This window comes from Rhodococcus sp. PSi06, from assembly GCF_054960675.1.
This window is the reverse complement of sequence record NZ_JBHNYO010000020.1, coordinates 1-24,990: the sequence shown is the minus strand read 5'-3', so window position 1 is coordinate 24,990 and position 24,990 is coordinate 1. Positions and strand designations below refer to the sequence as shown.

Annotated in this window: 26 protein-coding genes; 20 read left to right on the top strand and 6 right to left on the bottom strand. The window is 64.7% G+C overall.

Features of this window, described 5'->3' with window-relative positions; genetic code table 11:
- Positions 1-59 precede the first annotated feature (59 nt).
- From ACFI9K_RS22625 to ACFI9K_RS22590, 8 genes are all read left to right on the top strand, one after another.
- Positions 60-1,952 carry an SIP domain-containing protein gene (locus tag ACFI9K_RS22625; protein ID WP_462665582.1) on the top strand — a complete coding sequence of 631 codons (1,893 nt, stop codon included), beginning with the start codon at positions 60-62 and terminating at the stop codon, positions 1,950-1,952.
- 106 nt (positions 1,953-2,058) lie between these two features.
- On the top strand, positions 2,059-3,405 hold the full coding sequence (locus tag ACFI9K_RS22620) for a salicylate synthase (protein WP_462665581.1): 1,347 nt from the start codon (positions 2,059-2,061) through the stop codon (positions 3,403-3,405).
- Positions 3,405-3,821, top strand: coding sequence for an aspartate 1-decarboxylase (gene panD, locus ACFI9K_RS22615; protein WP_462665580.1), 417 nt, complete (start codon positions 3,405-3,407; stop codon positions 3,819-3,821). The genes ACFI9K_RS22620 and panD overlap by 1 nt, the downstream gene beginning before the upstream one ends.
- Positions 3,818-5,086: a lysine N(6)-hydroxylase/L-ornithine N(5)-oxygenase family protein gene (locus tag ACFI9K_RS22610; RefSeq protein ID WP_462665579.1), complete on the top strand. Its 1,269-nt coding sequence runs from the start codon at positions 3,818-3,820 to the stop codon at positions 5,084-5,086. Before panD ends, ACFI9K_RS22610 begins: the two co-directional genes overlap by 4 nt.
- A 17-nt stretch (positions 5,087-5,103) precedes the next feature.
- Positions 5,104-6,156 (top strand): iron chelate uptake ABC transporter family permease subunit, encoded by a 1,053-nt coding sequence (locus tag ACFI9K_RS22605; protein WP_462665578.1) that lies wholly within the window; start codon positions 5,104-5,106, stop codon positions 6,154-6,156.
- Complete coding sequence (locus ACFI9K_RS22600) at positions 6,153-7,217, top strand: FecCD family ABC transporter permease (protein WP_462665577.1); 1,065 nt, start codon at positions 6,153-6,155, stop codon at positions 7,215-7,217. The genes ACFI9K_RS22605 and ACFI9K_RS22600 overlap by 4 nt, the downstream gene beginning before the upstream one ends.
- A 13-nt stretch (positions 7,218-7,230) precedes the next feature.
- Positions 7,231-8,037: an ABC transporter ATP-binding protein gene (locus tag ACFI9K_RS22595; RefSeq protein WP_462665576.1), complete on the top strand. Its 807-nt coding sequence runs from the start codon at positions 7,231-7,233 to the stop codon at positions 8,035-8,037.
- 94 nt (positions 8,038-8,131) lie between these two features.
- Positions 8,132-9,025 carry a siderophore-interacting protein gene (locus tag ACFI9K_RS22590; RefSeq protein WP_462665575.1) on the top strand — a complete coding sequence of 298 codons (894 nt, stop codon included), beginning with the start codon at positions 8,132-8,134 and terminating at the stop codon, positions 9,023-9,025.
- On the opposite strand, the gene ACFI9K_RS22585 is transcribed toward ACFI9K_RS22590, so the two are convergent.
- Positions 9,022-10,215 (bottom strand): FAD-dependent monooxygenase, encoded by a 1,194-nt coding sequence (locus ACFI9K_RS22585; protein WP_462665574.1) that lies wholly within the window; start codon positions 10,213-10,215, stop codon positions 9,022-9,024. The two genes, ACFI9K_RS22590 and ACFI9K_RS22585, sit on opposite strands and share 4 nt — an antisense overlap.
- Positions 10,216-10,269: 54 nt before the next feature.
- Positions 10,270-11,688 (bottom strand): MDR family MFS transporter, encoded by a 1,419-nt coding sequence (locus ACFI9K_RS22580; RefSeq protein WP_462665573.1) that lies wholly within the window; start codon positions 11,686-11,688, stop codon positions 10,270-10,272.
- A 62-nt stretch (positions 11,689-11,750) separates the two neighbouring features.
- Between ACFI9K_RS22580 and ACFI9K_RS22575 the strand changes: the two genes are divergently transcribed.
- Positions 11,751-12,635 carry a phosphoribosylaminoimidazolesuccinocarboxamide synthase gene (locus tag ACFI9K_RS22575; protein WP_462665572.1) on the top strand — a complete coding sequence of 295 codons (885 nt, stop codon included), beginning with the start codon at positions 11,751-11,753 and terminating at the stop codon, positions 12,633-12,635.
- Positions 12,632-14,764: a S9 family peptidase gene (locus ACFI9K_RS22570; RefSeq protein ID WP_462665571.1), complete on the top strand. Its 2,133-nt coding sequence runs from the start codon at positions 12,632-12,634 to the stop codon at positions 14,762-14,764. Before ACFI9K_RS22575 ends, ACFI9K_RS22570 begins: the two co-directional genes overlap by 4 nt.
- Here ACFI9K_RS22570 and ACFI9K_RS22565 read toward each other — a convergent pair.
- Together ACFI9K_RS22565 and ACFI9K_RS22560 are read right to left on the bottom strand one after the other, a co-directional pair.
- Positions 14,761-15,435, bottom strand: coding sequence for a response regulator (locus ACFI9K_RS22565; RefSeq protein ID WP_462665570.1), 675 nt, complete (start codon positions 15,433-15,435; stop codon positions 14,761-14,763). The two genes, ACFI9K_RS22570 and ACFI9K_RS22565, sit on opposite strands and share 4 nt — an antisense overlap.
- Complete coding sequence (locus ACFI9K_RS22560) at positions 15,432-16,925, bottom strand: sensor histidine kinase (protein WP_462665643.1); 1,494 nt, start codon at positions 16,923-16,925, stop codon at positions 15,432-15,434. The genes ACFI9K_RS22565 and ACFI9K_RS22560 overlap by 4 nt, the downstream gene beginning before the upstream one ends.
- A gap of 234 nt (positions 16,926-17,159) precedes the next feature.
- Here ACFI9K_RS22560 and ACFI9K_RS22555 point away from each other — a divergent pair, with 234 nt between their 5' ends.
- The 5 genes from ACFI9K_RS22555 (at position 17,160) to ACFI9K_RS22535 (ending at position 21,762) form a co-directional block, all read left to right on the top strand.
- Positions 17,160-18,560 (top strand): cation:dicarboxylate symporter family transporter, encoded by a 1,401-nt coding sequence (locus tag ACFI9K_RS22555; protein WP_462665569.1) that lies wholly within the window; start codon positions 17,160-17,162, stop codon positions 18,558-18,560.
- 131 nt (positions 18,561-18,691) lie between these two features.
- On the top strand, positions 18,692-19,201 hold the full coding sequence (locus tag ACFI9K_RS22550; RefSeq protein WP_462665568.1) for a glutathione peroxidase: 510 nt from the start codon (positions 18,692-18,694) through the stop codon (positions 19,199-19,201).
- 55 nt (positions 19,202-19,256) lie between these two features.
- Positions 19,257-19,958, top strand: a complete 702-nt coding sequence (locus ACFI9K_RS22545) for a DUF2334 domain-containing protein (RefSeq protein ID WP_462665567.1) — start codon at positions 19,257-19,259, stop codon at positions 19,956-19,958.
- A 165-nt stretch (positions 19,959-20,123) separates the two neighbouring features.
- Positions 20,124-20,927 (top strand): hydroxyethylthiazole kinase, encoded by an 804-nt coding sequence (gene thiM / locus ACFI9K_RS22540; RefSeq protein WP_462665566.1) that lies wholly within the window; start codon positions 20,124-20,126, stop codon positions 20,925-20,927.
- A gap of 181 nt (positions 20,928-21,108) precedes the next feature.
- Positions 21,109-21,762 carry an LppP/LprE family lipoprotein gene (locus tag ACFI9K_RS22535; protein WP_462665565.1) on the top strand — a complete coding sequence of 218 codons (654 nt, stop codon included), beginning with the start codon at positions 21,109-21,111 and terminating at the stop codon, positions 21,760-21,762.
- On the opposite strand, the gene ACFI9K_RS22530 is transcribed toward ACFI9K_RS22535, so the two are convergent.
- On the bottom strand, positions 21,759-22,397 hold the full coding sequence (locus ACFI9K_RS22530; protein ID WP_462665564.1) for an MBL fold metallo-hydrolase: 639 nt from the start codon (positions 22,395-22,397) through the stop codon (positions 21,759-21,761). The genes ACFI9K_RS22535 and ACFI9K_RS22530 overlap by 4 nt on opposite strands.
- Positions 22,398-22,497: 100 nt before the next feature.
- Here ACFI9K_RS22530 and purS point away from each other — a divergent pair, with 100 nt between their 5' ends.
- From purS to ACFI9K_RS22510, 4 genes are all read left to right on the top strand, one after another.
- Positions 22,498-22,749 carry a phosphoribosylformylglycinamidine synthase subunit PurS gene (purS, locus tag ACFI9K_RS22525; RefSeq protein WP_032376367.1) on the top strand — a complete coding sequence of 84 codons (252 nt, stop codon included), beginning with the start codon at positions 22,498-22,500 and terminating at the stop codon, positions 22,747-22,749.
- A complete protein-coding gene (purQ, locus tag ACFI9K_RS22520; RefSeq protein ID WP_462665563.1) occupies positions 22,746-23,423 on the top strand; it encodes a phosphoribosylformylglycinamidine synthase subunit PurQ in 678 nt (225 codons plus the stop codon). Before purS ends, purQ begins: the two co-directional genes overlap by 4 nt.
- Positions 23,424-23,460: 37 nt before the next feature.
- Positions 23,461-23,811 (top strand): VOC family protein, encoded by a 351-nt coding sequence (locus tag ACFI9K_RS22515; protein WP_462665562.1) that lies wholly within the window; start codon positions 23,461-23,463, stop codon positions 23,809-23,811.
- Between the two features lie 227 nt (positions 23,812-24,038).
- Positions 24,039-24,218, top strand: coding sequence for a hypothetical protein (locus tag ACFI9K_RS22510; protein WP_462665561.1), 180 nt, complete (start codon positions 24,039-24,041; stop codon positions 24,216-24,218).
- Between the two features lie 240 nt (positions 24,219-24,458).
- On the opposite strand, the gene ACFI9K_RS22505 is transcribed toward ACFI9K_RS22510, so the two are convergent.
- Positions 24,459-24,611: a hypothetical protein gene (locus ACFI9K_RS22505; RefSeq protein WP_462665560.1), complete on the bottom strand. Its 153-nt coding sequence runs from the start codon at positions 24,609-24,611 to the stop codon at positions 24,459-24,461.
- A gap of 178 nt (positions 24,612-24,789) precedes the next feature.
- On the opposite strand from ACFI9K_RS22505, the gene ACFI9K_RS22500 reads away from it, so the two are divergent.
- Positions 24,790-24,927, top strand: a complete 138-nt coding sequence (locus ACFI9K_RS22500; RefSeq protein ID WP_462665559.1) for a thiocillin family RiPP — start codon at positions 24,790-24,792, stop codon at positions 24,925-24,927.
- The last annotated feature ends 63 nt before the right edge of the window (positions 24,928-24,990 follow it).

Below are 24,990 nucleotides of genomic sequence, written 5' to 3'. Positions count from 1 at the left end.
CGCAGGCCCACCCGACGCACCGCAGGCGTGCATTCACCCGATAAGGAGCGTGTTAAACCGTGGCAAGGTCTCACCGACTTCAGGTCGTCTTTCCCGAAGTCATCCGTACAGCCACCGTGGTCGACACGCAGCAATTGAGTTCGGGGATGCGCAGGATCGTGTTGGGTGGGCCGCAGCTGCGGGAGTTCTCGCGGGACGGATTCGACTTTCCCCCGCTGCGCAGCGAGGGATTCGACGATTTCGTCCGGCTGTTCTTTCCGCTCGACGACAACGGCACGATGGCTCTACCGGTGCAGCACGAGCGCACGGTGGAGTGGCCGCGGGAGCCGCGTCCGCTGACCCGCAACTACACCGTGCGCAGCGTCGATGCCGATTCTGCGCAACTGACTCTCGATTTCGTCACCCACGACACCGGGATCGCGTCGACGTGGGGGCGTCGCTGCCGCGTGGGTGATTCCATCCCGCTGCTCGGTCCGGTGCGCTCGGGTCATGCACCCGCCGAGGTGGATTGGGTGTTGCTCGTCGGCGACGAGACGGCGTTGCCTGCCATCGCACGCTGTCTCGACGAAGCCGGAGCAGGTGAGCGTATTCGAGTGTTCGTCGAGGTGGCAGACGCCGAGCGAGAATTGCCGCTGCCGACGGCGGCCGACGCCGAGATCACCTGGATCCACCGCAACGGCGTGGTCGCAGGCACTGGAAATCTGCTCGAAACGGCCGTGCGCGCTGCGCCCTGGTGGGAGGGAAGCGTGTTCGCCTGGGTCGCAGGCGAATCCACAACTCTCAAGGGCATCAGGCGGTACCTCCGCGAGGATCGCACGCTACCGCCGGAGATGGTCGAGGTCACCGGCTATTGGCGTCGCGCAGAGGTACTCACCCGCGCGGACGACCCGGAAGTGCCCGATCTGAACGCCCGCGAATCCGAGCCGTTCGACAGGCTCGCCGAACGAGCGGAGATGTTCTCGCCCTTCGCGATCAGGGCCGCCAACACCTTGCGCATCCCGTTGCATGTCTCCCGCGGCATACGCACCGTCCACGACCTGGCTACGGCCACCGGCACCGACGAGCGAGCTCTGGCAAAATTCGTCCGCTACCTCCGCACCGTCGACGTGCTCACCGAAGATTCGGACGGTTCTCTGATACTCGACGACATCGGTGAAGCCATGCTCGGTGACGACTGGATCTCGCACTGGCTGGATTTCGACGGCATCGAGGCGCGAGTGGAATTGTCGATCACCGGACTCGTGGAGAGCCTGCGCACCGGAGCTGCCAGTGCGAGCCTGCTGACCGGGAAGACATTGAGTGAGGATCTCGCCGGCTCGTCTCGATTGACGGAGTTGCACCACAACCACATTGCCGACGAAGCGGCATTCTTGGGTCCGGCGCTCATGCAGGATTATTCGTTCGACGACGTGTCGTCATTGGCGGTGACCGGCGCCGCATCCGGTGTGGTTCTCGGCTCGATCCTGACGGGCCACGACGCGATGTCGGCAACCGTTCTGGGATTACCCAGCGAGCTCGACCTCGTCCGACGCGATCTGCAGAAGTGGCCCGAGCTGGGGCGGCGGGTGACCGAGTGCGCGCAGAGTGTCATGTCGGCACCGCGGACGAACGACTCGGGTGGGTTCGACGCCTATCTGTTGCTCGAGGTCACCGGCCACTATCGCGACGACGATCTGGTATTGCTGCTGTCCAACGCTGCCGGCGGCCTGTCGGAGAGCGGGAAACTGGTTGTGGTCGAACGACTGTCGGATGACGATGCGATCAACGAGGACCAGGCGGAGTTCGATCTGCTGATGCTCTGTATGCACGGCAGCGGAGTGCGTACCAGACGCGAATTCGATTCGGTGGCAGCGCAAGCCGGTCTCGTGGTGACGGCGTCTCGTCTGGTCGGTTGGGGAATTGCGGTACTGGACCTGCAGCGCGCACCCGAAGCCGTTGTGCCTCAGCACTAGTTAGGTTAGCGTTGCCTATCGAAGGCGCGCGGCCAATGCTCCGAGGCATGTCGGTGGCGCGCGATGCGCGGTCCAGGACCGAATCACCGTCAGGAGTGCACACACAATGACCGTTGTCGAAGAATCGGCGTCGGGCACGGCCGAGACCACCGCCCTGCAACACGGATTGCAGACCGTGGTCACGTTGGCCGAGTCCGGCTTGTTCGACGAGTACGTCGTGTACGAGGACCGAGGACGCTGGGTGTTCGCGGGCGGCGTGGTCGCACGCATCGTGCTGCAGCCGGACGTCGTCACGACCACGTGGGGAAACGGCGAGCCGACGGTGCGGCGCTGGTCCGGTAATCCGGCGACGGTGTTGCGTGAGGCCTGCGACGGTCTGACCCGAGAATCCTGGAATGCGTACGGGTTCGTCGGATTCGGGTTCGCGGCGCACCTGCACGGGGTGCCGGGCTCCTCCGATCCCGATGAGGTGCTCGGCCACCTGATCGTGCCTCGCGTCGAGATCGAATTCGGAACCGATCGACGCGGCGTCGAGGTGACCGGAAGCGAGGAGGACCGCGCCGCGGTGCTGGCCGTCCTTGCCGCGGCCTCCGTCGACGAGCCGCCGACGGCGTACTCTGTCGATACCGGCGGCGACCTGGACGGCTATCGCAGCCGAGTGCAGCGGGCCGTCGAGGAAATAAATCGTGGCGACTACGCCAAGGTCATTCTCTCTCGCACGGTGCGCATTCCGTTCGACCTGGACATGCCGGGCACGTACCGAGCCGGACGCGCGTCGAACACCCCGGCTCGCTCGTTTCTACTGCAGTTGGGCGACCTGAACGCTGCCGGCTTCAGCCCGGAGTTGGTTGTCTCGGTGGACGCGCACGGTGTGGTCACCACCGAACCGCTGGCGGGCACACGGGCCTTCGGTCTGGGGTTCGACGCCGACTCCGCTGCGAAGAACGATCTCGAACACGATCCCAAGGAGATCACCGAACATGCTGTGTCCGTGCGTACCTCGTTCGAGGAGCTCGAATCCGTTGCGCGGCCGGAGTCGACCGCGGTCTCGGACTTCATGAGCGTGCGTGAGCGGGGGAGCGTCCAGCATCTGGCCTCGACGGTGCGCGCACGCCTGCGGGAGGACCTGTCCTGCTGGGACGCTTTCGGGGCGCTGTTCCCGGCCGTCACGGCATCGGGAATTCCCAAGCGTGGCGCCATCGAGGCGATCGGGAGGCTCGACGACACCCCCCGAGGTCTGTACTCGGGAGCCGTCGTGAAGGCCTCGTCCTCGGGAGAACTCGAAGCGGCACTGGTGCTTCGAGCCGTGTACCAGCAACGAGGATCGGCATGGCTGCGTGCCGGTGCCGGCATCGTCGGCCAGTCGACACCCGATCGCGAATTCGACGAAACCTGCGAGAAGCTCGGCAGCGTCGCCCCGTATCTCGTCCGCAAGAAGGAGGAAGACGCCTGATGCAACGCACCATGCTGGGTGGAAAGATCCATCGCGCCACAGTCACTCATGCCGATCTGCACTACGTGGGATCGATCACCATCGACTCGACCCTGATGCACGCCGCCGATCTGATCGAGGGTGAACAGGTCCACGTCGTCGACATCACCAACGGAGCACGCCTGGTGACGTACGTGATCGAAGGACATCCCGATTCCGGCGTCATCGGAATCAACGGCGCAGCAGCGCATCTGGTGTCCCCGGGCGACTTGGTGATCATCATGTCGTTCCGGCAGATGGAAGACTCGGAGCTGTCGGTGCACAGTCCTTCGGTGGTGCACGTCGATGCTGCCAACGGAATCGTCGCCCTCGGAGTCGACCCGTCTGCGCCGGTGCCCGGAGCACTCGATCAGATGTCGGGGGCGAGCGTTCGATGACAACGAACGAGAGCTACGACATCGTCGGGGTCGGGTTCGGCCCGTCCAACCTCGGTCTGGCCATCGCGATCGAAGAGCACAACCGAACGTGCGCGCCGGCCGAGCGACTGACTTCGTGCTTCATCGAATCCAAGGACCACTTCGCCTGGCATCCCGGAATGCTGTTGCCGGGTACGACGATGCAGATTTCGTTTCTCAAAGACTTGGCCACCCAACGCAATGCCGGCAGCGACTTCACGTTTCTGGCGTATCTCTCCGAGCACGGCCGACTCAACCACTTCATCAATCTGCAGACGTTCTTCCCCAGCCGGCTCGAGTTCCACGATTACCTGTCGTGGGCGGCGGGCAAGGTCGACGCGACGGTGCACTACGGCACCCGAGCGGTGGACATCGTCGACACCGGTGACGGTTACGGTGTTCGCACCGAGGGCCGGTGCCGCGGCACCGTCCGCGGTCGCAACATCGTGCTCGCGGGCGGTCTGAGGGCAACCCTGCCCGATGGGGTGAGCCCGTCTTCCCGGCAATTCCACAATCACGACCTGCTCGGCCACCTCGACCGGCTGCCGTCGCGGAACCACCGCACGTTCGTGGTCGTCGGTGCCGGGCAGAGCGCAGCCGAGGTGGTCGACTACCTGCATGCGACGTTTCCGGACGCATCGGTGCATGCGGTGCTGCGAAAGTACGGTTACAGCCCGGCCGACGACAGTCCCTACGCCAATCGCATCTTCGATCCGACGGCCGTGGACGACTTCTATTCGTCGTCGCACACGCTGCGCGATCAGTTGCTGCACTACCACCGCGGCACCAACTATTCCGCGGTCGATCTGCCGCTGATCGAGGAGCTTTACGCCCGTGAGTACGCCGAGCGGGTCAGTGGGCAGCGTCGACTGTTCGTGCACGGTGCCTCCCGTCTGGTCGACGCCGTCGAGGACTCCTCGGGCGTCCGCGCCGTCGTCGAGCACGGCCCTACCGGGTTGGCCGAGGACGTACTGTGCGACGCTGTCGTCTATGCCACCGGCTTCGCGTCCCTCGATCTACCCGAGATCCTCGGTCCGCTGTTCGATGCCGTCGAGTTCGACTCTCGCGGTCCGCGCGTGACGCGGGACTATCGGCTCGTCATGCGCGAGCCGAGCGCAGGGTCGATCTATCTGCAGGGCGGGACCGAGCATACGCACGGTCTGACCTCGTCGTTGCTGTCCAACATCGCTGTTCGCAGCGGTGAGATCGTGTCCGCCGTGAGCACGAGGGTGCGATCGGTGGTGTGAATCGGGTGCGGACGAGCGTGGGCGACGAGCCGGAACAGCACGACGTTCCGGCCGAAGTCGGCGGTCTCGCCCGTACCGATGCGCGTCGGGCAGCGGGGTTGGTCGTGGTCATCGGAGTCCTTGCGGCGCTGTGCCTGGTGAGCATCGCGGTGGGCACCGAATACATTCCGCTCGGGCAAGTGTGGCACGGCCTGTTCTTCGCCGATGGATCCCCGCAATCGGTGATCGTCCGTGAATTGCGGCTTCCGCGAACTGTTCTGGGTCTTGTCGTCGGCATGGCCCTGGGGGTGGCCGGTGCGTTGATCCAGGCGCTGACGCGAAATCCACTGGCCGATCCGGGCATCCTGGGCGTCAATGCCGGTGCAGCGTTCTTCGTCGCGATCGCCGTTGGCGTGCTGGGCTTGTCCGGTATCGACGCCTACGTCTGGTTCGCGTTCGCCGGTGCCGCGTTCGCCGCCTGCGCGGTGTATGCGTTGGGGTCGATGGGGCGCGCAGGCGCAACGCCGATTCGCCTGACCCTGTCCGGAATTGCGCTCGGTGCGGTACTCGGCGGCATCACTTCCGGCATGCTGCTGCTCGACCCGGACGCCTTCGACAGGATGCGGTTCTGGAGCGCGGGGTCCCTGGCCGGGCGCGGCATGGACATCGTCATCTCGACAGCCCCGTTCACGGCACTCGGGCTGATTCTGGCGGCCCTCGTCGCGCGTCCGCTCAACGCGATCGCGCTCGGAGACGATCTTGCACAGTCGTTGGGAGCGAGAGTGATTCGCACCCGCGTCATCGGTGTCGTCGCGGTGACACTGCTCGCCGGTGCCGCGACCGCAGCGGCCGGCCCCATCGGATTCGTCGGACTGATGATCCCGCACTTGGTGCGGTGGTTCGTGGGTCCGGATCAGCGCTGGATTCTGATCTACACGGTATTCGCGGCACCGGCGTTGCTGCTGCTCTCGGACGTGGTGGGGCGCCTGGTGATCAGGCCGGGGGAGTTGCAGGTCGGCATCGTCACCGCATTCGTCGGCGCTCCGGCACTGATCGTGCTGGTTCGCCGAACGAGGGCGAGCGGGCTGTGACCCCGCGGCGTCGCGGCGACGTGGACTTCGGGCGACGGCTGTGGATCGTTCGAGCCGGGGATCGGGTGGCCGGCCGAATCGAGCTCCGGACGGTGACGGTCTGCACTGCCCTGCTGCTGGTGACTGCGGCGATCGCCGTCGTCGCGGTCGGCACCGGCGACTACTACGTTCCGCCCGACCAGGTGCTCGCCGCGGTGTTCGGCGATGCGCCGCGGATCACCGAGATCATCGTGATGGAGTGGCGGTTTCCTCGCGTGGTTCTGGCGTTCCTGTTCGGGGCCGCCCTCGGCGTATCGGGCGCGATCTTTCAATCGTTGACGCGAAACCCGTTGGGCAGCCCCGATATCATCGGCTTCGCCACCGGCTCGTACACCGGCGCGCTCGTCGTCATCCTCACCCTCGGCGGCGGCTACTACCGGACCGGAGCGGGCGCGCTGGTGGGCGGGTTGGCCACCGCCGCCGCGGTGTACCTGCTCGCGTACAAGCGTGGGGTGCAGGGCTTTCGGTTGATCATCGTCGGGATCGGCGTCAGCGCGATGTTGGCCTCGATCAACACCTGGTTGGTGGTCCAGGCCGATCTGACCTCCGCGATCGCGGCCGCGGTCTGGGGTGCAGGCAGCCTCAACGGGCTGGGGTGGGCGCAGGTGTGGCCGGCGCTGGTGGTGTCGGCCGTCATCGCCGTATGCCTGGCGGTACTGTCGCGGCGGCTGCCGATGCTGGAGATGGGGGACGACGCGGCGCGGGCGCTCGGGGTCCGAGCAGAACCGACGCGTCTGATGCTGGTGTTTCTGGGCGTCGCGTCGATTGCACTGGTCACCGCAGCCGCGGGTCCGATCTCGTTCGTCGCGCTCGCCGCACCGCAACTCGCTCGCAGACTCACCGGAACGTCGGGAGTGGCAATGGTGCCGGCCGCGTGCATGGGCGCGTTGTTGCTCGTGGTCAGTGATGTTGTCGCGCAGCGTATGTTCGCTCCGACCCAGCTCCCGGTCGGGGTGGTGACCGTGTGCGTCGGCGGGGCATATTTCGTGTGGTTGCTCGCTCGTGAGGGGAGAAAGCAATGACAGGGAGAAGGCGATGACCGAGCCTCGGTTGCACGCGGACGCGATCACGGTCGGTTACGACAAGAGCCTCATCAGTGACGGCCTCACCGTCGCCGTTCCCGACGGCAAGTTCACCGTCATCGTCGGGCCCAATGCCTGCGGTAAATCGACTTTGCTGCGGGCACTGTCGCGGCTGCTGAAGCCCTCGCGCGGAACCGTTCTGCTGGACGGCAAAGCTATTTCGTCGTATCCGGCCAAAGAGGTTGCGCGACGTCTGGGCCTGTTGCCCCAGACGTCCATCGCACCCGACGGTATCTCGGTGGCCGATCTGGTTGCGCGAGGGCGATATCCGCATCAGACATTGATCAGACAATGGTCGGCGGCGGACGAAACCGCAGTGGTCGACGCGATGCGTGCCACCGGAGTGACGGCCCTCTCCACCCGGCCGGTGGACGAGTTGTCCGGCGGACAGCGGCAACGCGTCTGGGTGGCGATGGTTCTCGCGCAGCAGACACCGCTGTTGCTGCTGGACGAGCCCACGACGTTTCTCGACATCGCGCACCAGATCGAACTTCTCGACCTGCTGGCAACTCTGCCTCGCGAGAACGGCAACACCCTGGTCGCGGTACTGCACGACCTCAACCATGCGTCCCGGTACGCCGATCACATCATCGCGATGAAGGACGGCGGCGTGGTCACCGAAGGCCCGCCGGCCGAGATCGTCACAGCAGAGTTGGTCGAGTCCGTGTTCGGCCTGCCGTGCCGCATCATCGACGATCCGGAATCGCACACTCCTTTGGTGATTCCCAAGGTGGTCGGTCGAAAGCTAGGCAAGGCTTAGTTTAGAATAGGGCGGAGAACGAGTGCCGAGTTCGGATCCCGAGTTAGCCTGAGGGTTCTCGCACAGTCGGACGAGAGATGTATCGAGGACGAAGATGACTGAACAGCAGCGCGGTTTCCACTACGCAGACGTCGTCGCGGTGGAACGTCTGACGGTGCACATGGTGCGCGTGACCTTCGGCGGCGAGCATGTGGCCGGCTACCGCACGCTCGGTGTGCCCGACGAATGCGTCGGCGTCTACTTCCCCCGCGAAGGAGAGACGACGCCCCCGCCTATGACCGAGGTCGACGGTGTCTGGTGGTTCCACGGACTCGCAGAACCGCCGGAGGGGCGCAATTACACCATTCGCCGCGTCGACGAGCAGCGCGGCGAAATGACCATCGACTTCTTCGCACACGAGGGCGGCGTCGCGTCGACCTGGGCCCAGCAGGCCGCTCCGGGGCAGACGGTGCTGTTCACCCGTCCGCGATCCTGGTACTCACCTCCCGCCGACGTCGAGTGGTTGTTGCTGGTCGCGGACATGACCGGGGTACCGGCACTCGGGCGGCTCGTCGAACAGCTGCCTGCCGGGGCCAAGGCTCACGCCATCGTGGAGGTGCTCGAGCGCGGAGACATCCAATCTTTCGAGACCGAAGCAGACGTCACGTTCGATTGGCGTATCGGATCCGGAAACGGTGACAGCGCAAGCGTTCTCGATGACGCGGTGCTGGCGTACCCGTTGCCCGAGGGGCCCGGTTACGTGTGGTTCGCCGGTGAGGCCTCGTCCTCGCGTCGAGTGCGGAAGTACTTCCGGAAGGAATTGGGCTACGACATAGCGCATTTCGACATCATCGGATACTGGCGAGCAGACTCCGAGAAGTGGCTCGAGAAGTACAAGCAGTACCAGGAAGAAGCGTTGGCGGTCTACAACGGCGTCATCGAATCCGGCCGCACCGAACAGGAAGCCAGCGAGGCGTTCGATGCGTTGCTCGAGCGAGTCGGGCTCTAACTACTGAATTCGTAATCCGGCAGTTCCAGCGTCGCCGCGTCGGGGCCGAGGAGTCTGCTGGTGATCGCCTGCACCGGCTTGGAGCCGGCCAGTCGCAGTACGGTACGAAAAGCAGCAACGCCCACAGCGGTTTTCGGATGCGCGACGCGTGGAACGCCGGGCGGTAGCTTCTGAGCCTGATCCACGAACGGCCGCATCCGCGTTTCGAACGCCTCGAAGCCGGAGCGATGGTCCTGCGCTCGGGCGAGTTCACCGGCGAGAACGTAAGCACCGGTGACCGACAAGGTGGTGCCCATGCCGCTCAGCGGCGTCGCGCACCACGCTGCGTCGCCCAGCATGCCGATTCTTCCGTCGGACCAACGCGGGGCCTTCACCTGAGCGAGGTAGTCGACATACAGTTCCGAATCCGGACCGAGTGACTCGAGAATTCTGGGCACCTCCCAGCCGACGCCGGCGAACGTCGACTTCAAGGCGGCAACGACCTGTTCGGTTGACGCGCCCTCGTACCCGCCGTCGTCGGACACCCAGGAGAGGGCGAAACGCGTCGTGCCGAGATTGTCCGGGCGCAGATTGGCAACCCTGGATCCGGTGGCGTTGCACCAACGCCACCAGCCGTCGTCGCTCGGTGCCTTCGGTAACACCCCGTACGCGGTGTACAGGCCGACCGGCGTGGTCTTCGCTTCGCCGGGAAACACGAGTTCTCGACTGCTGGAACGAATTCCGTCGGCGAACAGGACGAGATCGAACCTTTCCTGCGTACCCGACTCATACGTGACATCGACACCGTCGGCATCCTGAGCCACGCCTGCGACGCGATCGCCGTACCGGTATTCGGTTCGCGGACCGGCCGATTCGACGAGTATCCGAGCGAACTCGCCGCGCAGAATCTCCAACTCCGCGGTCGGTCCGTCGTGGGATCCGTCACCGGCCGGGAAGGCTGCGATGGTGGCATCGTCGTCGTCGACGAATCGGGTGCCCTTCTCGGTGGTGCCGTTGGCGAGCAACGTCGCGTCCAGGCCCATCCGCCGCAGTACCTCGCGGCCCGATCCACGCACGTCGATGTTCTGACCGCCGTGTCGCAGCCGGGGTGCGCGCTCGAGGACGGTGACGTCGAAGCCCGCCTTGTCGAGCCAGAAGGCCACGGTGGGTCCGGCAATGCTGGCACCGGTGACGAGCACGCGTTCGGTCATGGGTCCCGGAGTGCCCAGGCAGGCGAGAATTCAACCCCTCGCTCGTGCCCGCTGCTACGAAGTTTCGCTCACCTGCGCAGCACGCTTCGGCATCGATACCGCTGCGACGGTCATCAGGGCGGCGGCGACCAAGACGCCGATGAAGACCAGATGGATGGCGTCGGACAGTTGTTCGGGTTCGGGATTTTCCGACACGCGGGCATTGACGATGGCGCCGAAGATTGCGACGCCGACGGCGCTGCCGATCGAGCGGGCGAACATGTTGGTGGAGGTGACGACGCCTCGTTCGGCCCAGTCCACGCTCGATTGCGCTGCGATCAACGTGGGGCTCGCGATCAATCCCATCCCGAGGCCGATGACGAAGCACGTCGCCGCGACATGCCAGATCTGGGATTCGGCGTCGAGCAGCGTTGCCAGCGCCGCACCGACGACACCGATCGAGCCGCCGACGACCGAGGTGGCCCGGAAGCCGAAACGCAGATACACCCGACCGGATTGAGATGCGGCTATCGGCCAACCGAGAGTCAATGTGGACAGCGAGAACCCGGCGACGATGGCTCCGGTGCCGAACACGCCCTGCACGAATGTCGGCACGTAGGACGTCAGCCCCAGAATCAGCGCTCCGACCAGCAAGGAAATGAAGCTGCTGACCACCAGAACGCGCCTGGTGAACACCCACAACGGCAGGATCGGCTCCTCGGCGCGGGACTCCACCCAGGCGAAGACCGAGAGCAGCAGGAACCCGCCGACGAAGATCGCGATGCTGATCGGCGAACCCCAGGCCCAGGACTGTCCGCCCTCGAGCAGGCCGAGCAGCACCATCGCTGCGCCGACGGTCAACAGACCGGCACCGAGGTAGTCGATCTTCGGCTTTGTGCGTTCCACGGCTCCCTCGTCGAACTTGCGCCACAGCATCACCGCAGCCAGCGCGCACAGCGGAATGTTGACGAAAAAGATCCAGCGCCACGTCAGGAACTCGGAGAAGATCCCTCCGAGAGCCGGGCCGAGTACCGAGGAGATCGCCCATACGCTGGCGAGGTACCCCTGCACCTTGGCGCGTTCGGCCAGGGTGTAGATATCGCCCGCGATGGTGATGGCCATCGGTTGCACGGCACCGGCGCCGAGACCCTGGACCGCCCGAAAGGCGATCAACGCGGGCATGCTCCAGGCCAGGCCGCAGAGAACGGAGCCCAGCAGAAACACCGCGATGCCGAACAGCATGATCTTCTTGCGGCCGAACAGGTCGGCCAGTTTTCCGTACAGCGGCACTGATACGGCCTGCGCCAGAAGATAGATGGAGAACAGCCACGGGAACTGCGTGAACCCGCCCAGATCGTCCACGATGGACAGCACGGCCGTGGCGATGATGGTCGCGTCGAGAGCCACCAGGGACGTGCTCAGCATCAGCGCAATCAGGATCGGCCCGCGCTCGGACCGGAATCCGACATCCGCCGTCGTGTTCTTCGTTGCCACGGCTACCAGTCTGATCCCTGCCGGCACCCCCTCGATCACCGGCCCAGATAGTGTTGGACACCGTGCGACCATCATTGAGTAGCTACGAGCATCTGGCCGGCGGCAAGGTCCGCGATCTGTACACCATCGACGATGCGCATCTGCTGCTCGTCGCGAGCGACCGAATCTCGGCCTACGACCACATCCTCGACACCCCGATCCCGGACAAGGGACGTGTGCTGACGGCGATGAGCGTGTTTTTCTTCGAAGAACTCGGCGGCGTGAACCACCTGGCCGGTGATACGCTCGACGAGCGCATTCCCGCCGAACTGCTCGGCCGGGCGTTGGTGGTGAAGAAGCTGAACATGGTGCCGATCGAATGCGTAGCCCGCGGCTACCTCACCGGCTCCGGGTTGGCGGACTACAACGCGACCGGCGCAGTGTGCGGCGTCCAACTGCCGGCAGGCCTGATCGAATCCAGCAAACTCGACGAGGTCATCTTCACTCCCGCCGCCAAAGCAGCTCTCGGCGATCACGACGAGAACATCACCTTCGACCAGGCGGTCGAGCAGGTCGGTGCCGAGCTCGCCTTCAAGCTGCGCGAGGACACCATCGAGATCTATTCGCGCGCAGCGAACTTCGCTCTGGAACGCGGAATCATACTCGCGGACACCAAGTTCGAGTTCGGTACCGACGCCGACGGCAATCTCGTGCTCGCCGACGAGGTACTCACCCCCGACTCGTCGCGATACTGGCCCGCCGATTCCTACGAAGAGGGCCGCGTCCAGCCCAGTTTCGACAAGCAGTTCGTCCGCGACTGGCTGACCGGCGAATCAGGCTGGGATCGCACGTCCGACACCCCGCCCCCACCGTTGCCCGATGACATCGTCGCCGCAACACGCAGCCGCTACATCGAGGCCTACGAGCGAATCTCGGGTCTGAACTTCGACGATTGGGTCACGCCATGACGATCACCCCTCCCGTTGCCAAGAAGGTGCCGTTCGAGCGCACCCACCACGGCGATACGTTCATCGACAACTACGAGTGGTTGCGCGCCAAGGAAGACCCCGAGGTGATCGCGTACCTCGAGGCCGAGAATGCATACACCGAGCAGCAGACGGCCGGACTGGAATCGCTCCGCGGCACGATCTTCGACGAGATCAAATCGCGCACCCAGGAGACCGACCTGTCCGTGCCTACGCGCATGGGCCAGTGGTGGTACTACTCGCGGACCGTCGAGGGAAAGTCCTACGGCCTCCAATGCCGTTGCCCCGTCGACTCTCCCGACGACTGGACCCCGCCCACCCTGTCGTCCGACGTGGACGTCCCCGGTGAACAGATCCTGCTCGACGCCAACGTCGAGGCAGAGGGTCACGACTTCTTCTCCCTCGGTGCCTTCTCGATCAGCCTCGACGGCACGCTGCTGGCCTACTCGACCGACACCGAGGGCGACGAGCGCTACACGCTGCGCTTCAAGAACCTCGAGACCGGTGAACTGCTCGCCGACACCATCGAGAACGTCGCGCCCGGTGCCACCTGGACGGCCGACGCCACCCACGTCTTCTACCTCACTGTCGACGAGTCCTGGCGTCCCGACACCGTCTGGCGACACACTCTCGGCAAGGCCGAGGACGTCAAGGTCTTCCACGAGCCCGACGAGAGCTACTGGGTCGGCTTCGGTTCCACCCGCAGCGAGAAGTACCTGATGATCTGGGTCGGTTCCAAGATCACCTCCGAGTGCCTCGTCCTCGAATCCACCGATCCCGAGGGCGAATTCCGCGTCGTGCTGCCGCGCACGGACGGCATCGAATACAGCATCGAACACGCCGTCGTGGCCGGTGAGGATCGCTTCCTGATCACCCACAACGGCTCGGTCAACGGGTGGGGTACCGAGGGGGAGAAGGCCGAGAACTTCCTGCTCGCCGAGGCCCCGGTCTCCGATCCTCTCGATCAGCGCACCCTCGTTCCTCATCGCGACGACGTTCGAGTCGAGGACATCGACGCCTTCGCCGGCCATCTGATCTTCACGTACCGACGAGAAGCCTTGACTCGCATGGCGATCTGGCCGCTGACCGACGAGGGATACGGGGAGTACCGCGAGCTCGAATTCGACGAGGAGCTCTATTCCGTCGGTTCGGGCTCCAACCCCGAATGGGACCAGCCCCTGCTGCGGATGGTCTACACCTCGTTCATCACGCCCGGCCAGGTCTACGACCTCGACATCGCCAGCGGCGAACTGCTGCTTCGCAAATCGCAGCCGGTGCTCGGAAAGTTCGATGCCGGTGACTACGTGCAGCATCGGGATTGGGCCACCGCACCGGACGGAACACAGATTCCGTTATCGGTCATCGCACGCAAGGACGTCCCCGAAGGGCCGGCACCAACACTGCTCTACGGCTACGGATCGTACGAGGCGTCGATGGACCCGTCGTTCTCGGTGGCGCGGCTGTCTCTGCTCGACCGCGGCATCGTGTTCGTCGTCGCGCATGTACGCGGCGGCGGTGAGATGGGCCGGCACTGGTACGACCAGGGCAAGACGCTGCAGAAGAAGAACACATTTACCGACTTCATCGCTGCCGCTCAGCATCTCGTCGACACCGGACGCACCTCACCGAAGCACCTGGTCGCCGACGGCGGTAGTGCCGGCGGCCTGCTGATGGGCGCGGTGGCCAACCTCGCGCCCCAGCTGTTCAACGGCATCCTTGCCAATGTTCCGTTCGTCGATCCGCTCACCTCCATCCTCGACCCGTCACTGCCTCTGACGGTCATCGAATGGGACGAATGGGGAAACCCGTTGGCGGACAAGGAGGTGTACGAATACATGAAGTCGTACAGCCCCTACGAGAACGTCGAGGCCAAGGACTACCCGTCGATCCTCGCGATCACGTCGATCAACGACACCCGCGTGCTCTACGTCGAACCCGCCAAATGGGTTGCCGCCCTGCGCGCCACGAAGACCGGTGACTCGGACCTGCTGCTCAAGACCGAAATGAGCGCCGGGCACGGCGGAGTCAGCGGACGCTACGAGAAATGGAAAGAAGCGGCCTTCGAGTACGCGTGGATCGTGGAGAAGACCGGTGCGGCGCAGCCGCTCTAACGCCACATGTAGCGAACCTGCGGTCGCCCGGCCTTACCGTATTCGGTGTGCCGGGTGACCAGGCCGTCGTCGGCCAGGCGCTCGAGGTAGCGCCAGGCCGTCACCCGCGACACTCCGACGACCTTCGCGGCCTCGGAGGCGTTCAAGCCGTCGGCCGATTCCTTGACGCTGGCGGTGATGCCGTCCATCGTCTGCGGGGCAATGCCTTTGGGGGTGGAGACGCGCTCGTCGGCAGTCCGCAGATGCGCCATCGCGCGGTCGATATCGCGCTGACTCGACGCATTCTCGCCGGCGGGTAACGCATCGTGGAATTCGCGATAACGCTCGAGCTTGTCTCGAAATGCGGCGAACGTGAACGGTTTGAGCAGATACAGCACGATGCCGTGCGCCACGGCAGAACGCACCACCGACAGATCACGTTCGGAGGTGATGGCGATGACGTCGGGGCTCGGGCGCAGGCCCCCGAGCGCCGCGGCCACGTCGATTCCGCTGGCGTCGGGCAGACCGATATCGAGCAACACCAGATCGACGGCCTCGGTGCTGGCGAACCTCATCGCCGCAGCGCCGGAGTGTGCCACCCCGGCAACCTCGAAACCCGGAGTCCGCTCGACGTAGGTCTTGTGGGCCTCGGCGATCAACGGCTCGTCGTCGACGATCAGTACCCGGATCATGGCGTCGCCCCCGGAATGGTCGCAACGAGCACCGACCCGTACGTCACTTCCGAGGTCAACGTGCCACCGTGCCGGGTGATCACCTGCGTCACCAGTGCCAGCCCGAGTCCGCGAGATCCGGATTTGGTCGAGTATCCACGTCGCAGAGCGGCTTTCAGCGTCTCCGGCGGCATTCCCGGACCACTGTCGGCCACCCGGACGACGAGTTCACCGTCGGCGTCGCGAACCGTCACTTCGACCCACGGCTGGTCGGATTCTTTCGAGGCATCGATCGCATTGTCTATCAGATTGCCCACCAGCGTCACCAATTCGCGAGGAGTCAGCACCCCCTCGTGCTCCATCGCCGTGTCGTCGGTGATGGTCAGCTCGACGCCCTGCTCGTCGGCCTGACTGACCTTGCCGAGCAACAGCGCTGCGAGGGCAGGCTCGCCCACGGCGTTCATCAATCGGTCGATGAGGGTCTGGGAGAGTTCGAGATCGGCCGTCGCGAATTCGACGGCCTCCTCGGGCCGACCGAGCTCGACCATCGTGATGACCGTGTGCAATCGATTCGCCGCCTCGTGTGCCTGTGAGCGCAGGGATTCGGCGAAGCTACGCACCGAGTCGAGTTCGCCCATCAAGGAACGCAATTCGGTCTGATCGCGAATCGTCAGAACATTGCCCAGACGTCTGCCCTCCCACATCACCGGATCCTGGTTGACGACCAGCACGCGATCCGTCGTCAGATGCAGCTCACCGCGGACGATTCCGGTGTCCATCTGCTGCATCGACTCAGGCAACGACGTCAGCGACACGGGGCCGTCCGGTAGGTCGAGAAGACGTCGGGCCTCGTCGTTGACCAATTCCGCCTCGTCGCTGCGGCCGAACACCAACAGTCCCTCGCCGATGGAATGCAGCACGGCGTCGTGATGCTCGTACATCGTCCGCAATTCGGCCGGTGCCATTCCCAATGTCTGACGCCGAAGCCGGCGGCTGAGCAACGTCGAACCGGCCGCAGCCACGACGAACGCCGCGAGAACGACGGCGAGTATCAACGGCAGGCCTTGCAGGAATTGGTCACTGATCTTCTGCCGGGTCACGCCGGCGGACACGAGACCGACGATCTCGCCCGAGGTATCGGTGACTGGCGTGACCGACCGGATCGACGGGCCGAGCGAGCCGACGTACGTCTCGGTGAACGTCTCGCCGAGCAGCGCGCGATCGATGTTGCCGCTGAACGGTTTACCGATCAGGTCGACGGTGGTGTGGGTGAAGCGCGTGCGATCGGGAGCCATGACGACGATGAAGTCGACGCCGGTGACCTGCCGGATCCTCTCGGTCTCCGGTTGCAGACGCGACGTCGGATCGTCGGATTCGATGGCCAGTGGCGTCGACGGTTCGTTGGCGATACTGACCGCGATCGCCGTCACCTCGCGGCGGGTGGCGTCGTCGCTGTTGGACCGTTCGTTGAGGATCGTCAAGATCCCGCCGGCGAGAACGACGACGGCCATGACGACCAATTGCAAGACCAATACCTGGCCCGCCACGCTCAGCGGTCGCTTCGAGGACAACGCATTCCTTTCACGTAAGAAACATCGATGTGAACAGAATGAACGTATAGGTGACTCCAGTCACTGCGTGCAGCAACATCATGTCTCAGCAGGGGTGACCCACCTCACTCCACTCCGGCGATCACGAAGTCAGTAGTTCGACTCGCGCTTCACTTGAAACCAGAAGGAATACTCATGACTATCAGCACCGATGCTGAGCGGTTCGACAACCCGCCAACCGAGCCCAAGAAGAAGCGCGACAGGACGCACTTTCTGTACATCGCGGTCATCATCGCCGTGATCGCCGGCATCATCGTCGGTCTGGTCTGGAAGGACTTCGCCTCCGACCTGTCGATCCTCGGCACGCTGTTCGTCAGCCTGATCAAGATGATGATCAGCCCGGTCATCTTCTGCACCATCGTGCTCGGCATCGGATCGGTACGCGCAGCAGCCAGCGTCGGTCGCGTCGGCGGCCTTGCGCTCGCGTACTTCATCGGTATGTCGACCATCGCGCTCGGTATCGGCATGGTCGTCGGCAACCTGATCAAGCCCGGTGACGGCCTGAACATTTCGCCCAACGACGCAGGCCTCAAGCTCGCAGACACCGCTCACGAAGCGGGTGGCACGATGGACTTCATCGCCGGCATCATCCCGACGTCGCTGCTGTCCTCGCTCACCGCAGGCTCGGTGTTGCAGACGCTGTTCGTCGCCATCTTGGTCGGCTTCGCGCTGCAGGCAATGGGCAAGCAGGGCGAAGGCATCCTCAAGGGCATCGGTGCAGTGCAGAAGCTCGTCTTCCGCATCCTGACCATGATCCTGTGGCTCGCCCCGATCGGTGCCTTCGGCGCCATCGCCGGTGTTGTCGGCAAGACCGGATTCGACGCCGTCATCCAGCTGGGCACCCTGATGCTCGCTTTCTACATCACCTGCTTCATCTTCGTGTTCTTCTTCCTCGGACTGATCCTGAAGTTCGTCTCCGGCTTCTCGATCTTCAAGCTGGTCAAGTACCTGGCCCGGGAGTACCTGCTGATCGTCGCGACGTCGTCCTCCGAGTCGGCTCTCCCCCGTCTGATCGCCAAGATGGAGCACGTCGGAGTCGAGCGCACCACCGTCGGCATCGTCGTCCCCACCGGCTACTCCTTCAACCTGGACGGCACCGCGATCTACCTGACGATGGCCTCGATCTTCATCGCCGACGCGATGAACATGCCGCTGTCCATCGGCGAGCAGTTCTCGCTGCTGCTGTTCATGATCATCGCCTCCAAGGGTGCAGCCGGAGTGTCCGGAGCCGGTCTTGCCACGCTGGCCGGTGGCCTGCAGAGCCACCGCCCCGAACTGCTCGACGGCGTGCAACTCATCGTCGGAATCGACCGGTTCATGTCCGAGGCCCGCGCCGTCACCAACTTCTCCGGTAACGCCGTCGCCACCCTCCTCGTGGGAACCTGGACCAAGACGATCGACGCCGCCCGCGTCACCGAGGTGCTCGACGGGAAGCATCCGTTCGACGAGGAGACCATGGTCGACGACCACCTCCCCGAGGACGATCGGCCTGCCGACAAGCAGGTCATCATCGAGAAGAACGCCGCCAAGGCGTAGGAACCTGCCGGGCGACGCGCATCCCCCCGTCGCCCGGTTCGGAAAAACGCAAGTACGACCCCGCCACCAGCGGGGTCGTACTTGCTTTTGTACGTCGGTTCCGTTCCGTCGGTACTCACAGGTAAGTTCGGGTGATGACTGAAGTTCAGAACATCGGCATCAACACGCTGGGTGGTGCGCCCACCTCGCTCGACGAGTACGCCGGAAGGGCCATCCTCGTGGTCAATGTCGCGTCCAAGTGTGGACTGACCCCGCAGTACGAGAAGCTCGAGAAGCTCGCCAACGAGTACTCGGCCCGCGGCCTCTCGGTCGTCGGAGTGCCCTGCAACCAGTTCGGTGGCCAGGAGCCCGGCACCGCCGAAGAAATCGAAACGTTCTGCTCCACCACCTACGGCGTCACGTTCGCGATGACCGAAAAGGTCGACGTCAACGGTGACAACCAGCACCCGTTGTACGCCGAGCTGACGAAGGCCGAAGACGCCGAAGGCAAGGCCGGAGACGTTCAGTGGAACTTCGAGAAGTTCCTGATCTCGCCCGAGGGTGTTGTCACCAACCGTTTCCGTCCGCGCACCGAGCCGGACGCACCCGAGGTGCTCGCCGCGATCGACAAGATCCTGCCGAAGGAAACGATCGCCGTTTAGCTTCCGTCTGCATCGACGTCGAGCCTCGTTCACGCTGGTGTGCGAGGCTCGAGTCATGTCTGGACGCCTGATCGTGTCGGTGAGCGGTATCAAGAACGACACGTACGAGCACGCCGCCGAATTCGCGCGAGAGCTCGACGGGCGAGGCGTACCGCTGTCGCTTCTCGTCGCGCCTCGGTTGAAAGACAAGTACCGCCTCGCTGCCGACGTGCCCACCCAGGAATGGCTGCGTTCTCGACGCGATAGCGGCGACGCCATCGTTCTGCATGGCTACGACCAGGCCGCGACCAAGCGTCGCCGCTCCGAATTTTCTGCACTGCCGCGGCACGAAGCTCGACTGCGACTGATGGCTGCCGACCGCGTCATGGAACAGACCGGCCTGCGCACCCGAGTGTTCGCGGCACCGCGCTGGATCGCCTCACCCGGTGCCGTGGAAGCCCTCCCCGATGCAGGCTTCCGAATGTTGGCTTCGTTGAACGGTATTCACGACCTCGACCGCGACGGCACCATCCGCGCCCGGGTGTGGGGCATCGGCGAAGGCTCCAAAGCCGAACCCTGGTGGTTCAAAGCTCTGGTACTCGGCGCGGGTCGCACCGCCCGCCGCGAGGGAGTGGTGCGCTTGGCCATCAGTGCCAAGCAACTCGGGCGATCGGGACCTCGTCAGGCAATCCTCGATGCCATCGACCTCTCCCTGCACCACGGAGCCGAGGCCGGCATCTACGAATGGATCCCGCGAACCAAAGCCCGCGTGGCCTAGTTCCTCGCTGTCTGACCTCAACCTCGCCCCCGGCTTGCTCTGCACCTCCAATTGGGATCAATGTGGATCTCAGTCACTCAGATTGCAAGAAAGGCGCATTGATCCGAAGGGGGTGGGGTGGTCCATTGACGCGAACGGGGAGGGGGCGGTCGTAGACTCGAAACAATGAGTGCCTCGACTGTGACCCTGGACGATATCGTTGCCGCACATCGACACATGCGTGAACGCAATCCGCTGGTGCAGTGCCTGACCAACACCGTGTCGGTTCAGTTCGTGGCCAATGCATTGTTGGCTGCGGGGGCCGCTCCGGCGATGGTCGACAACCCAGAGGAAGCGGCCGGCTTCGCTGGCATTGCCGACGCGGTTCTCGTCAACCTGGGGACCCCGACGGCAGCGCAGGTGGAGAGTTCTCGGCTCGCGTCGGCTGCTGCGAGGGAGGCGGGTAAGCCCTGGGTACTCGATCCGGTAGGGGCGGGCGGTCTGCCGTGGCGTACTCAGGTGGCGGTCGAGCTACTTGCCAACCACCCCAGCGTCATTCGCGCGAATGCGTCCGAGGTCATGGGTCTGGCGGGCGCTGACGGCGGATCGAGAGGGGTGGATTCGTCTGCGCGCGTGGCGGATTCCGTCGATGCGGCGCGATCGCTGCTGGATCGGGCCGAGGTTGTGGCGGCCTCGGGGGAAGTCGACCACATCGTCGGGCAAGGATCCCTGGTGAAGATCGGCGGTGGAAGCGCTCTGCTGCAACGAGTTACGGCCACCGGTTGCGCACTCGGCGCACTGACTGCGGCGTACTGCTCCGTATCGCCGACGGCGTTGATCGGTGCCGTGGCCGCGCACGCGCATGTTGCGGTGGCGTCGGAGATCGCCGCGCAGTCGACCTCGCGACCGGGATCCTTCGCGGCCGCGTTCCTCGATGGCTTGGACGCGGTGGACGAGTCGGCGCTGCGGGAACTGGTACGGCTCGACTGACGGCTGCACGGGGTGCTCCACTCCGCGGCGACATCCGTTGAATTATCGTGAAACTGGCCGGCAGTGGAGCAAATATTGCCTGCGCAGTGAAGGTAACGGACCCTTGATCGAAATGTGATGTAACAGAACACGTTTGCGATCGGACATACCTGGCGTCCCGTACATCGAACCAGGTGGTCTTATGAAGCGACTTGTTCTCGTCACCATCACTGCGCTCAGCCTCGTCGCGTGCGGCAACTCGGACGAACCGGTCGCAGCTTTGGCCACCGGTACACCCACCTCGAGCGTCCAGCCCCAGGCGCAACCAGAGGCAGGCCAGCCAACCGTCGAGGCTGAGGCGGAGGAGCCCAACGGACCGGTCGACTGGAACACCGAAGAGCTTCCCGAGAACAACTCCATTCCCGACGGCGAACAGCATGCACCGGGCTCGGAATACCCCATCTGTCTGGGGCTGGACTCGACGCGAGTGGTGGATGCAGTCGCGTCGTTGCCGAAGTACTTCCCGGGCGAGCCGTGGATCGCCACGAAGATCGGCGACGAGTGCGCGCCGTTCACTTGGGTGCGAGCCGACACCGGCGGAACCGCGTCGTCCCCGACCCACATCCTTTTCTTCGCAGGCCACAACTACGACTACCTCGGCACCGCGACACTCGAACCCACCGCCTTCACCTCGGTGGTGGGCCAGACCGCCGACACCGTGACCGTCGACTACCGCTGGCCGCTCGCCAACGATGCGAATGCGAATCCGACCGGCGGTCCGGTGACGATCGACTACCGCTGGGACGGAACGCAAGTGACCATGATCGGCACCCTTCCGCCCGAGGTCATCGGCTAGATCGAGACGGACGATTCCTTGGGAAGCTCGCGGAATTCGGCGTCGGACATGTCTTTGAAGCGGCCGTAGTACGCGCCGGTCGCCTGTTCGGCAATCACTGCCTGGTGAATGGGGAACGCCACCTTCGGAGCCACCGCACGCAAGAACTCGACCGTCTCGGAGAGCTTGGACCACGGTGCCGCAGCGGGGAGCGCGAGCACGTCCACCCTCTGCTCGGGAACGAACAGTGAGTCACCGGGATGGAACAGCTGGCCCGGGTTCTCCGGAGTGCCGAGCAGGTAGCCGGTGTTGTCGATCTCCGGCAATTCGGGATGGATGACGGCGTGGGTGCCGCCCACGCCGGTGACCGTGATGCCGCCGATCGTGAAGGCCTTGCCTGCGGGAGCCGCCGCCCACTGCCCGCCCAGTTGGCCCGCGGTCATCGGATCGGCATGCAGTGCCGCTCGCGGATTTGCTTCGACCAGCGCGGGAAGTCGTTGCAGATCGACGTGATCCGGGTGCTGATGGGTGACGAGGATGGCATCGAGTCCGGTGATGCCCTCGAACCCGTGGGAGAACGTGCCGGGATCGAACAGCACGGTGGTGCCGTTGAGTTCGACGAGAACGCAGGAATGTCCGAAGTGTGTCAGCCGCATGCACTCCACAGTAAGCGCGGTTTCGCGCCTCCCGCCAGGGCTGCGTAGACTCCCACCTGCCGGTAACTGTCTTGCTGTACGTATTTCAAGGAGCGCTTTCGTGGCCCGAGTCGTTGTCGATGTCATGCCCAAGGCCGAGATTCTCGATCCGCAGGGTCAAGCGATCGCGGGCGCGCTTGGCCGTCTGGGCATTTCCGGTGTGTCCGACGTGCGACAGGGCAAGCGGTTCGAGCTCGAGGTCGACGACTCCGTCGACGACGCCGAGTTGGAGAAGATCGCAGAATCGCTGCTGGCAAACACGGTCATCGAAGACTGGACGGTCACTCGTGTGTCGGTAGAGCCCGCCGCATGAGCGCCCGTATCGGAGTCATCACCTTCCCTGGGACCCTCGACGACGTCGACGCCTCCCGCGCAGTCACCCTTGCCGGCGCAGAAGCCGTCAGCCTGTGGCACGCCGACGCGGACCTGAAGAACGTCGACGCCATCGTCGTCCCCGGCGGATTCTCCTACGGCGACTACCTGCGGGCCGGCGCAATCGCACGCTTCGCTCCCGTGATGGAGTCCGTCGTGAAGGCAGCCGAGGGCGGTATGCCGGTTCTCGGGATCTGCAACGGCTTTCAGGTGCTCTGTGAGGTGGGACTGCTACCCGGTGCGTTGACCCGCAACGAAGGACTGCACTTCGTCTGCCGCGATCAGTGGCTGGCCGTGGAGAACACCGACACCGCGTGGTCGTCGCGCTACGAACCAGGCGCCGAGATCCTGATCCCGGTCAAGAACGCAGAGGGTCGATTCCAGGCACCGCAGAACGTGCTCGACGAGCTCGAGGGCGAGGGTCGCGTCGTGTTCCGCTACAGCGGCACCAACCCGAACGGATCGCAGCGCGGGATTGCCGGGATCTCCTCGGCGAACGGTCGAGTCGTCGGGCTGATGCCCCACCCCGAGCACGCCACCGAGCCGCTCACGGGTCCGAGCGACGACGGCCTCGGCATCTTCTATTCGGCCTTGGACACCATCGTCAACGCCTGAAGTCGCACCTGTCGGTGGTCGCGGTTACCGTGCCGCCATGACACTGAACTTGGCCATGATCACGTTCGACACCACCGACCCGGGCACGCTCGCTCGCTGGTGGGCCTCCCAGGTCGACGGATCGATCGTGGAGGAGAACGACGGCTGGTTCTACGTCGTCGAACTTGCTGCGGCCCCGTACCGAATGGCCTTCCAGAAGGTCGACGACCCGACTCCCGGGAAGAACCGTATCCACCTCGACATGACGACCCAGAACCTCGACAGTGAGGTTGCGCGCCTGGTCGAAGCCGGTGCGAGCGAAGTTGCGCACCACGCCATGGGCGACTTTCGCTGGGTGACGCTGAGCGACCCCGACGGCAACGTGTTCTGCGTGTCCGGTTCGCACTGAACATCGAATGCCGGCCCAGGCCTGGCAGCGGATCACGTGGTGCCTCGATCACACCGTCAGCGACAATGATGATGAAGCGGAGCTCGGCTGGGACGTCTTTGCGACGGTCACCGACTCCCCACTCATAACCAGAACAGAACAGGACGTTCTAGTAGCCGTTGCCGATCGCGCCCTCCGACGCGCACTGGCGGAACCCTCTGAATGCGAGGACACTGACAATCGAGTCGATGAGCTGGAGGAACCGCGTGACCACCACCGAGGCACGCAAGATCAAAGCCGGGCGTCCGCAAGTCGCCGCGGCCGCCGCTCGCGCATCGATCGCAATCCGTGAACGCAACGGGCGTGAGGTACCTCAGTGGATTCGCGACGCCGCAGCGGGACGACCCACCGTCCCGCCGCCCGACTAGCGCGGCCTCTCGACACACGAACGCTCGCACTCCCCTCGCGGAAGTGCGGGCGTTCGTCGTTAATCGTCCGTTTCGGCACCGCCCCCTCAATTGTCGGGTGGTCCGCTTCCGCGTCTTTGCTTCCATCGCTCTACCCCGTCAGTCGTCGCCATCGAGCTGCGCACGCCTACCTGCCGCTACCGATTCCCTTGCCCGACCACCTTCGATCCCTGCCACCGGCGCACCCCGAGTTTCGAAGCGCTACTTCGACACTTTCGCACCGCGCTCCATGTCGACCGAGCGATTCCCGATCCCGAGGCGGTCGCGCGGGTTGCCGTAGACGGTCGTCTCGCCGACGTCCTCGAATATCACGAAGTCGTCCTCGCCGTCGACGGCATGCGCTGCGTCGGGCATTGGGCAACGGGCATCGAATCAGACTCCGGTCCGGAACCTCCGGCGTCCGGTCCGGATAGTCGAACTCGCCTCTGATCAGCGGTTTCGGGTTGACGGGGGTGGTGGTGTGCGGCCGTAGATGGCTGACTCGAGTTGCAACCCGAAACCGGGGGCATCATCCGATTCAGAAAGGCCTGACATGGACAACACCACGAAGATCGTCGTCGAGGACCTCACCATCGAAGAGCTTGCCGAGTTCGCCGGCGCCGACAGCACCTCCACAGCTGCCTCGGTCAGCACCCCGTTGGGATCGATCAGCAGCAGCGGCTCGTTCTGACCCTCGGCCATTCGCGGTCCGGGGGGGGGGCGGGGCCAAAACTAGCCCCCCCCGGGGCCCCCC

Bases quoted from the DNA above. Each gene is read 5' to 3' on its own strand.
- ACFI9K_RS22505 (WP_462665560.1), bottom strand. From the start codon at position 24,611: ATGCCCGACGCAGCGCATGCCGTCGACGGCGAGGACGACTTCGTGATA.
- purQ (WP_462665563.1), top strand. From the start codon at position 22,746: ATGAGCGCCCGTATCGGAGTCATCACCTTCCCTGGGACCCTCGACGAC.
- ACFI9K_RS22500 (WP_462665559.1), top strand. From the start codon at position 24,790: ATGGACAACACCACGAAGATCGTCGTCGAGGACCTCACCATCGAAGAG.
- ACFI9K_RS22545 (WP_462665567.1), top strand. From the start codon at position 19,257: ATGTCTGGACGCCTGATCGTGTCGGTGAGCGGTATCAAGAACGACACG.
- ACFI9K_RS22565 (WP_462665570.1), bottom strand. From the start codon at position 15,435: ATGATCCGGGTACTGATCGTCGACGACGAGCCGTTGATCGCCGAGGCC.
- ACFI9K_RS22555 (WP_462665569.1), top strand. From the start codon at position 17,160: ATGACTATCAGCACCGATGCTGAGCGGTTCGACAACCCGCCAACCGAG.
- ACFI9K_RS22610 (WP_462665579.1), top strand. From the start codon at position 3,818: ATGACAACGAACGAGAGCTACGACATCGTCGGGGTCGGGTTCGGCCCG.
- ACFI9K_RS22585 (WP_462665574.1), bottom strand. From the start codon at position 10,215: ATGACCGAACGCGTGCTCGTCACCGGTGCCAGCATTGCCGGACCCACC.
- ACFI9K_RS22590 (WP_462665575.1), top strand. From the start codon at position 8,132: ATGACTGAACAGCAGCGCGGTTTCCACTACGCAGACGTCGTCGCGGTG.
- ACFI9K_RS22595 (WP_462665576.1), top strand. From the start codon at position 7,231: ATGACCGAGCCTCGGTTGCACGCGGACGCGATCACGGTCGGTTACGAC.
- ACFI9K_RS22570 (WP_462665571.1), top strand. From the start codon at position 12,632: ATGACGATCACCCCTCCCGTTGCCAAGAAGGTGCCGTTCGAGCGCACC.
- ACFI9K_RS22510 (WP_462665561.1), top strand. From the start codon at position 24,039: ATGAGCTGGAGGAACCGCGTGACCACCACCGAGGCACGCAAGATCAAA.
- ACFI9K_RS22560 (WP_462665643.1), bottom strand. From the start codon at position 16,925: ATGGCCGTCGTCGTTCTCGCCGGCGGGATCTTGACGATCCTCAACGAA.
- panD (WP_462665580.1), top strand. From the start codon at position 3,405: ATGCAACGCACCATGCTGGGTGGAAAGATCCATCGCGCCACAGTCACT.
- ACFI9K_RS22530 (WP_462665564.1), bottom strand. From the start codon at position 22,397: ATGCGGCTGACACACTTCGGACATTCCTGCGTTCTCGTCGAACTCAAC.
- ACFI9K_RS22515 (WP_462665562.1), top strand. From the start codon at position 23,461: ATGACACTGAACTTGGCCATGATCACGTTCGACACCACCGACCCGGGC.
- ACFI9K_RS22535 (WP_462665565.1), top strand. From the start codon at position 21,109: ATGAAGCGACTTGTTCTCGTCACCATCACTGCGCTCAGCCTCGTCGCG.
- thiM (WP_462665566.1), top strand. From the start codon at position 20,124: ATGAGTGCCTCGACTGTGACCCTGGACGATATCGTTGCCGCACATCGA.
- ACFI9K_RS22620 (WP_462665581.1), top strand. From the start codon at position 2,059: ATGACCGTTGTCGAAGAATCGGCGTCGGGCACGGCCGAGACCACCGCC.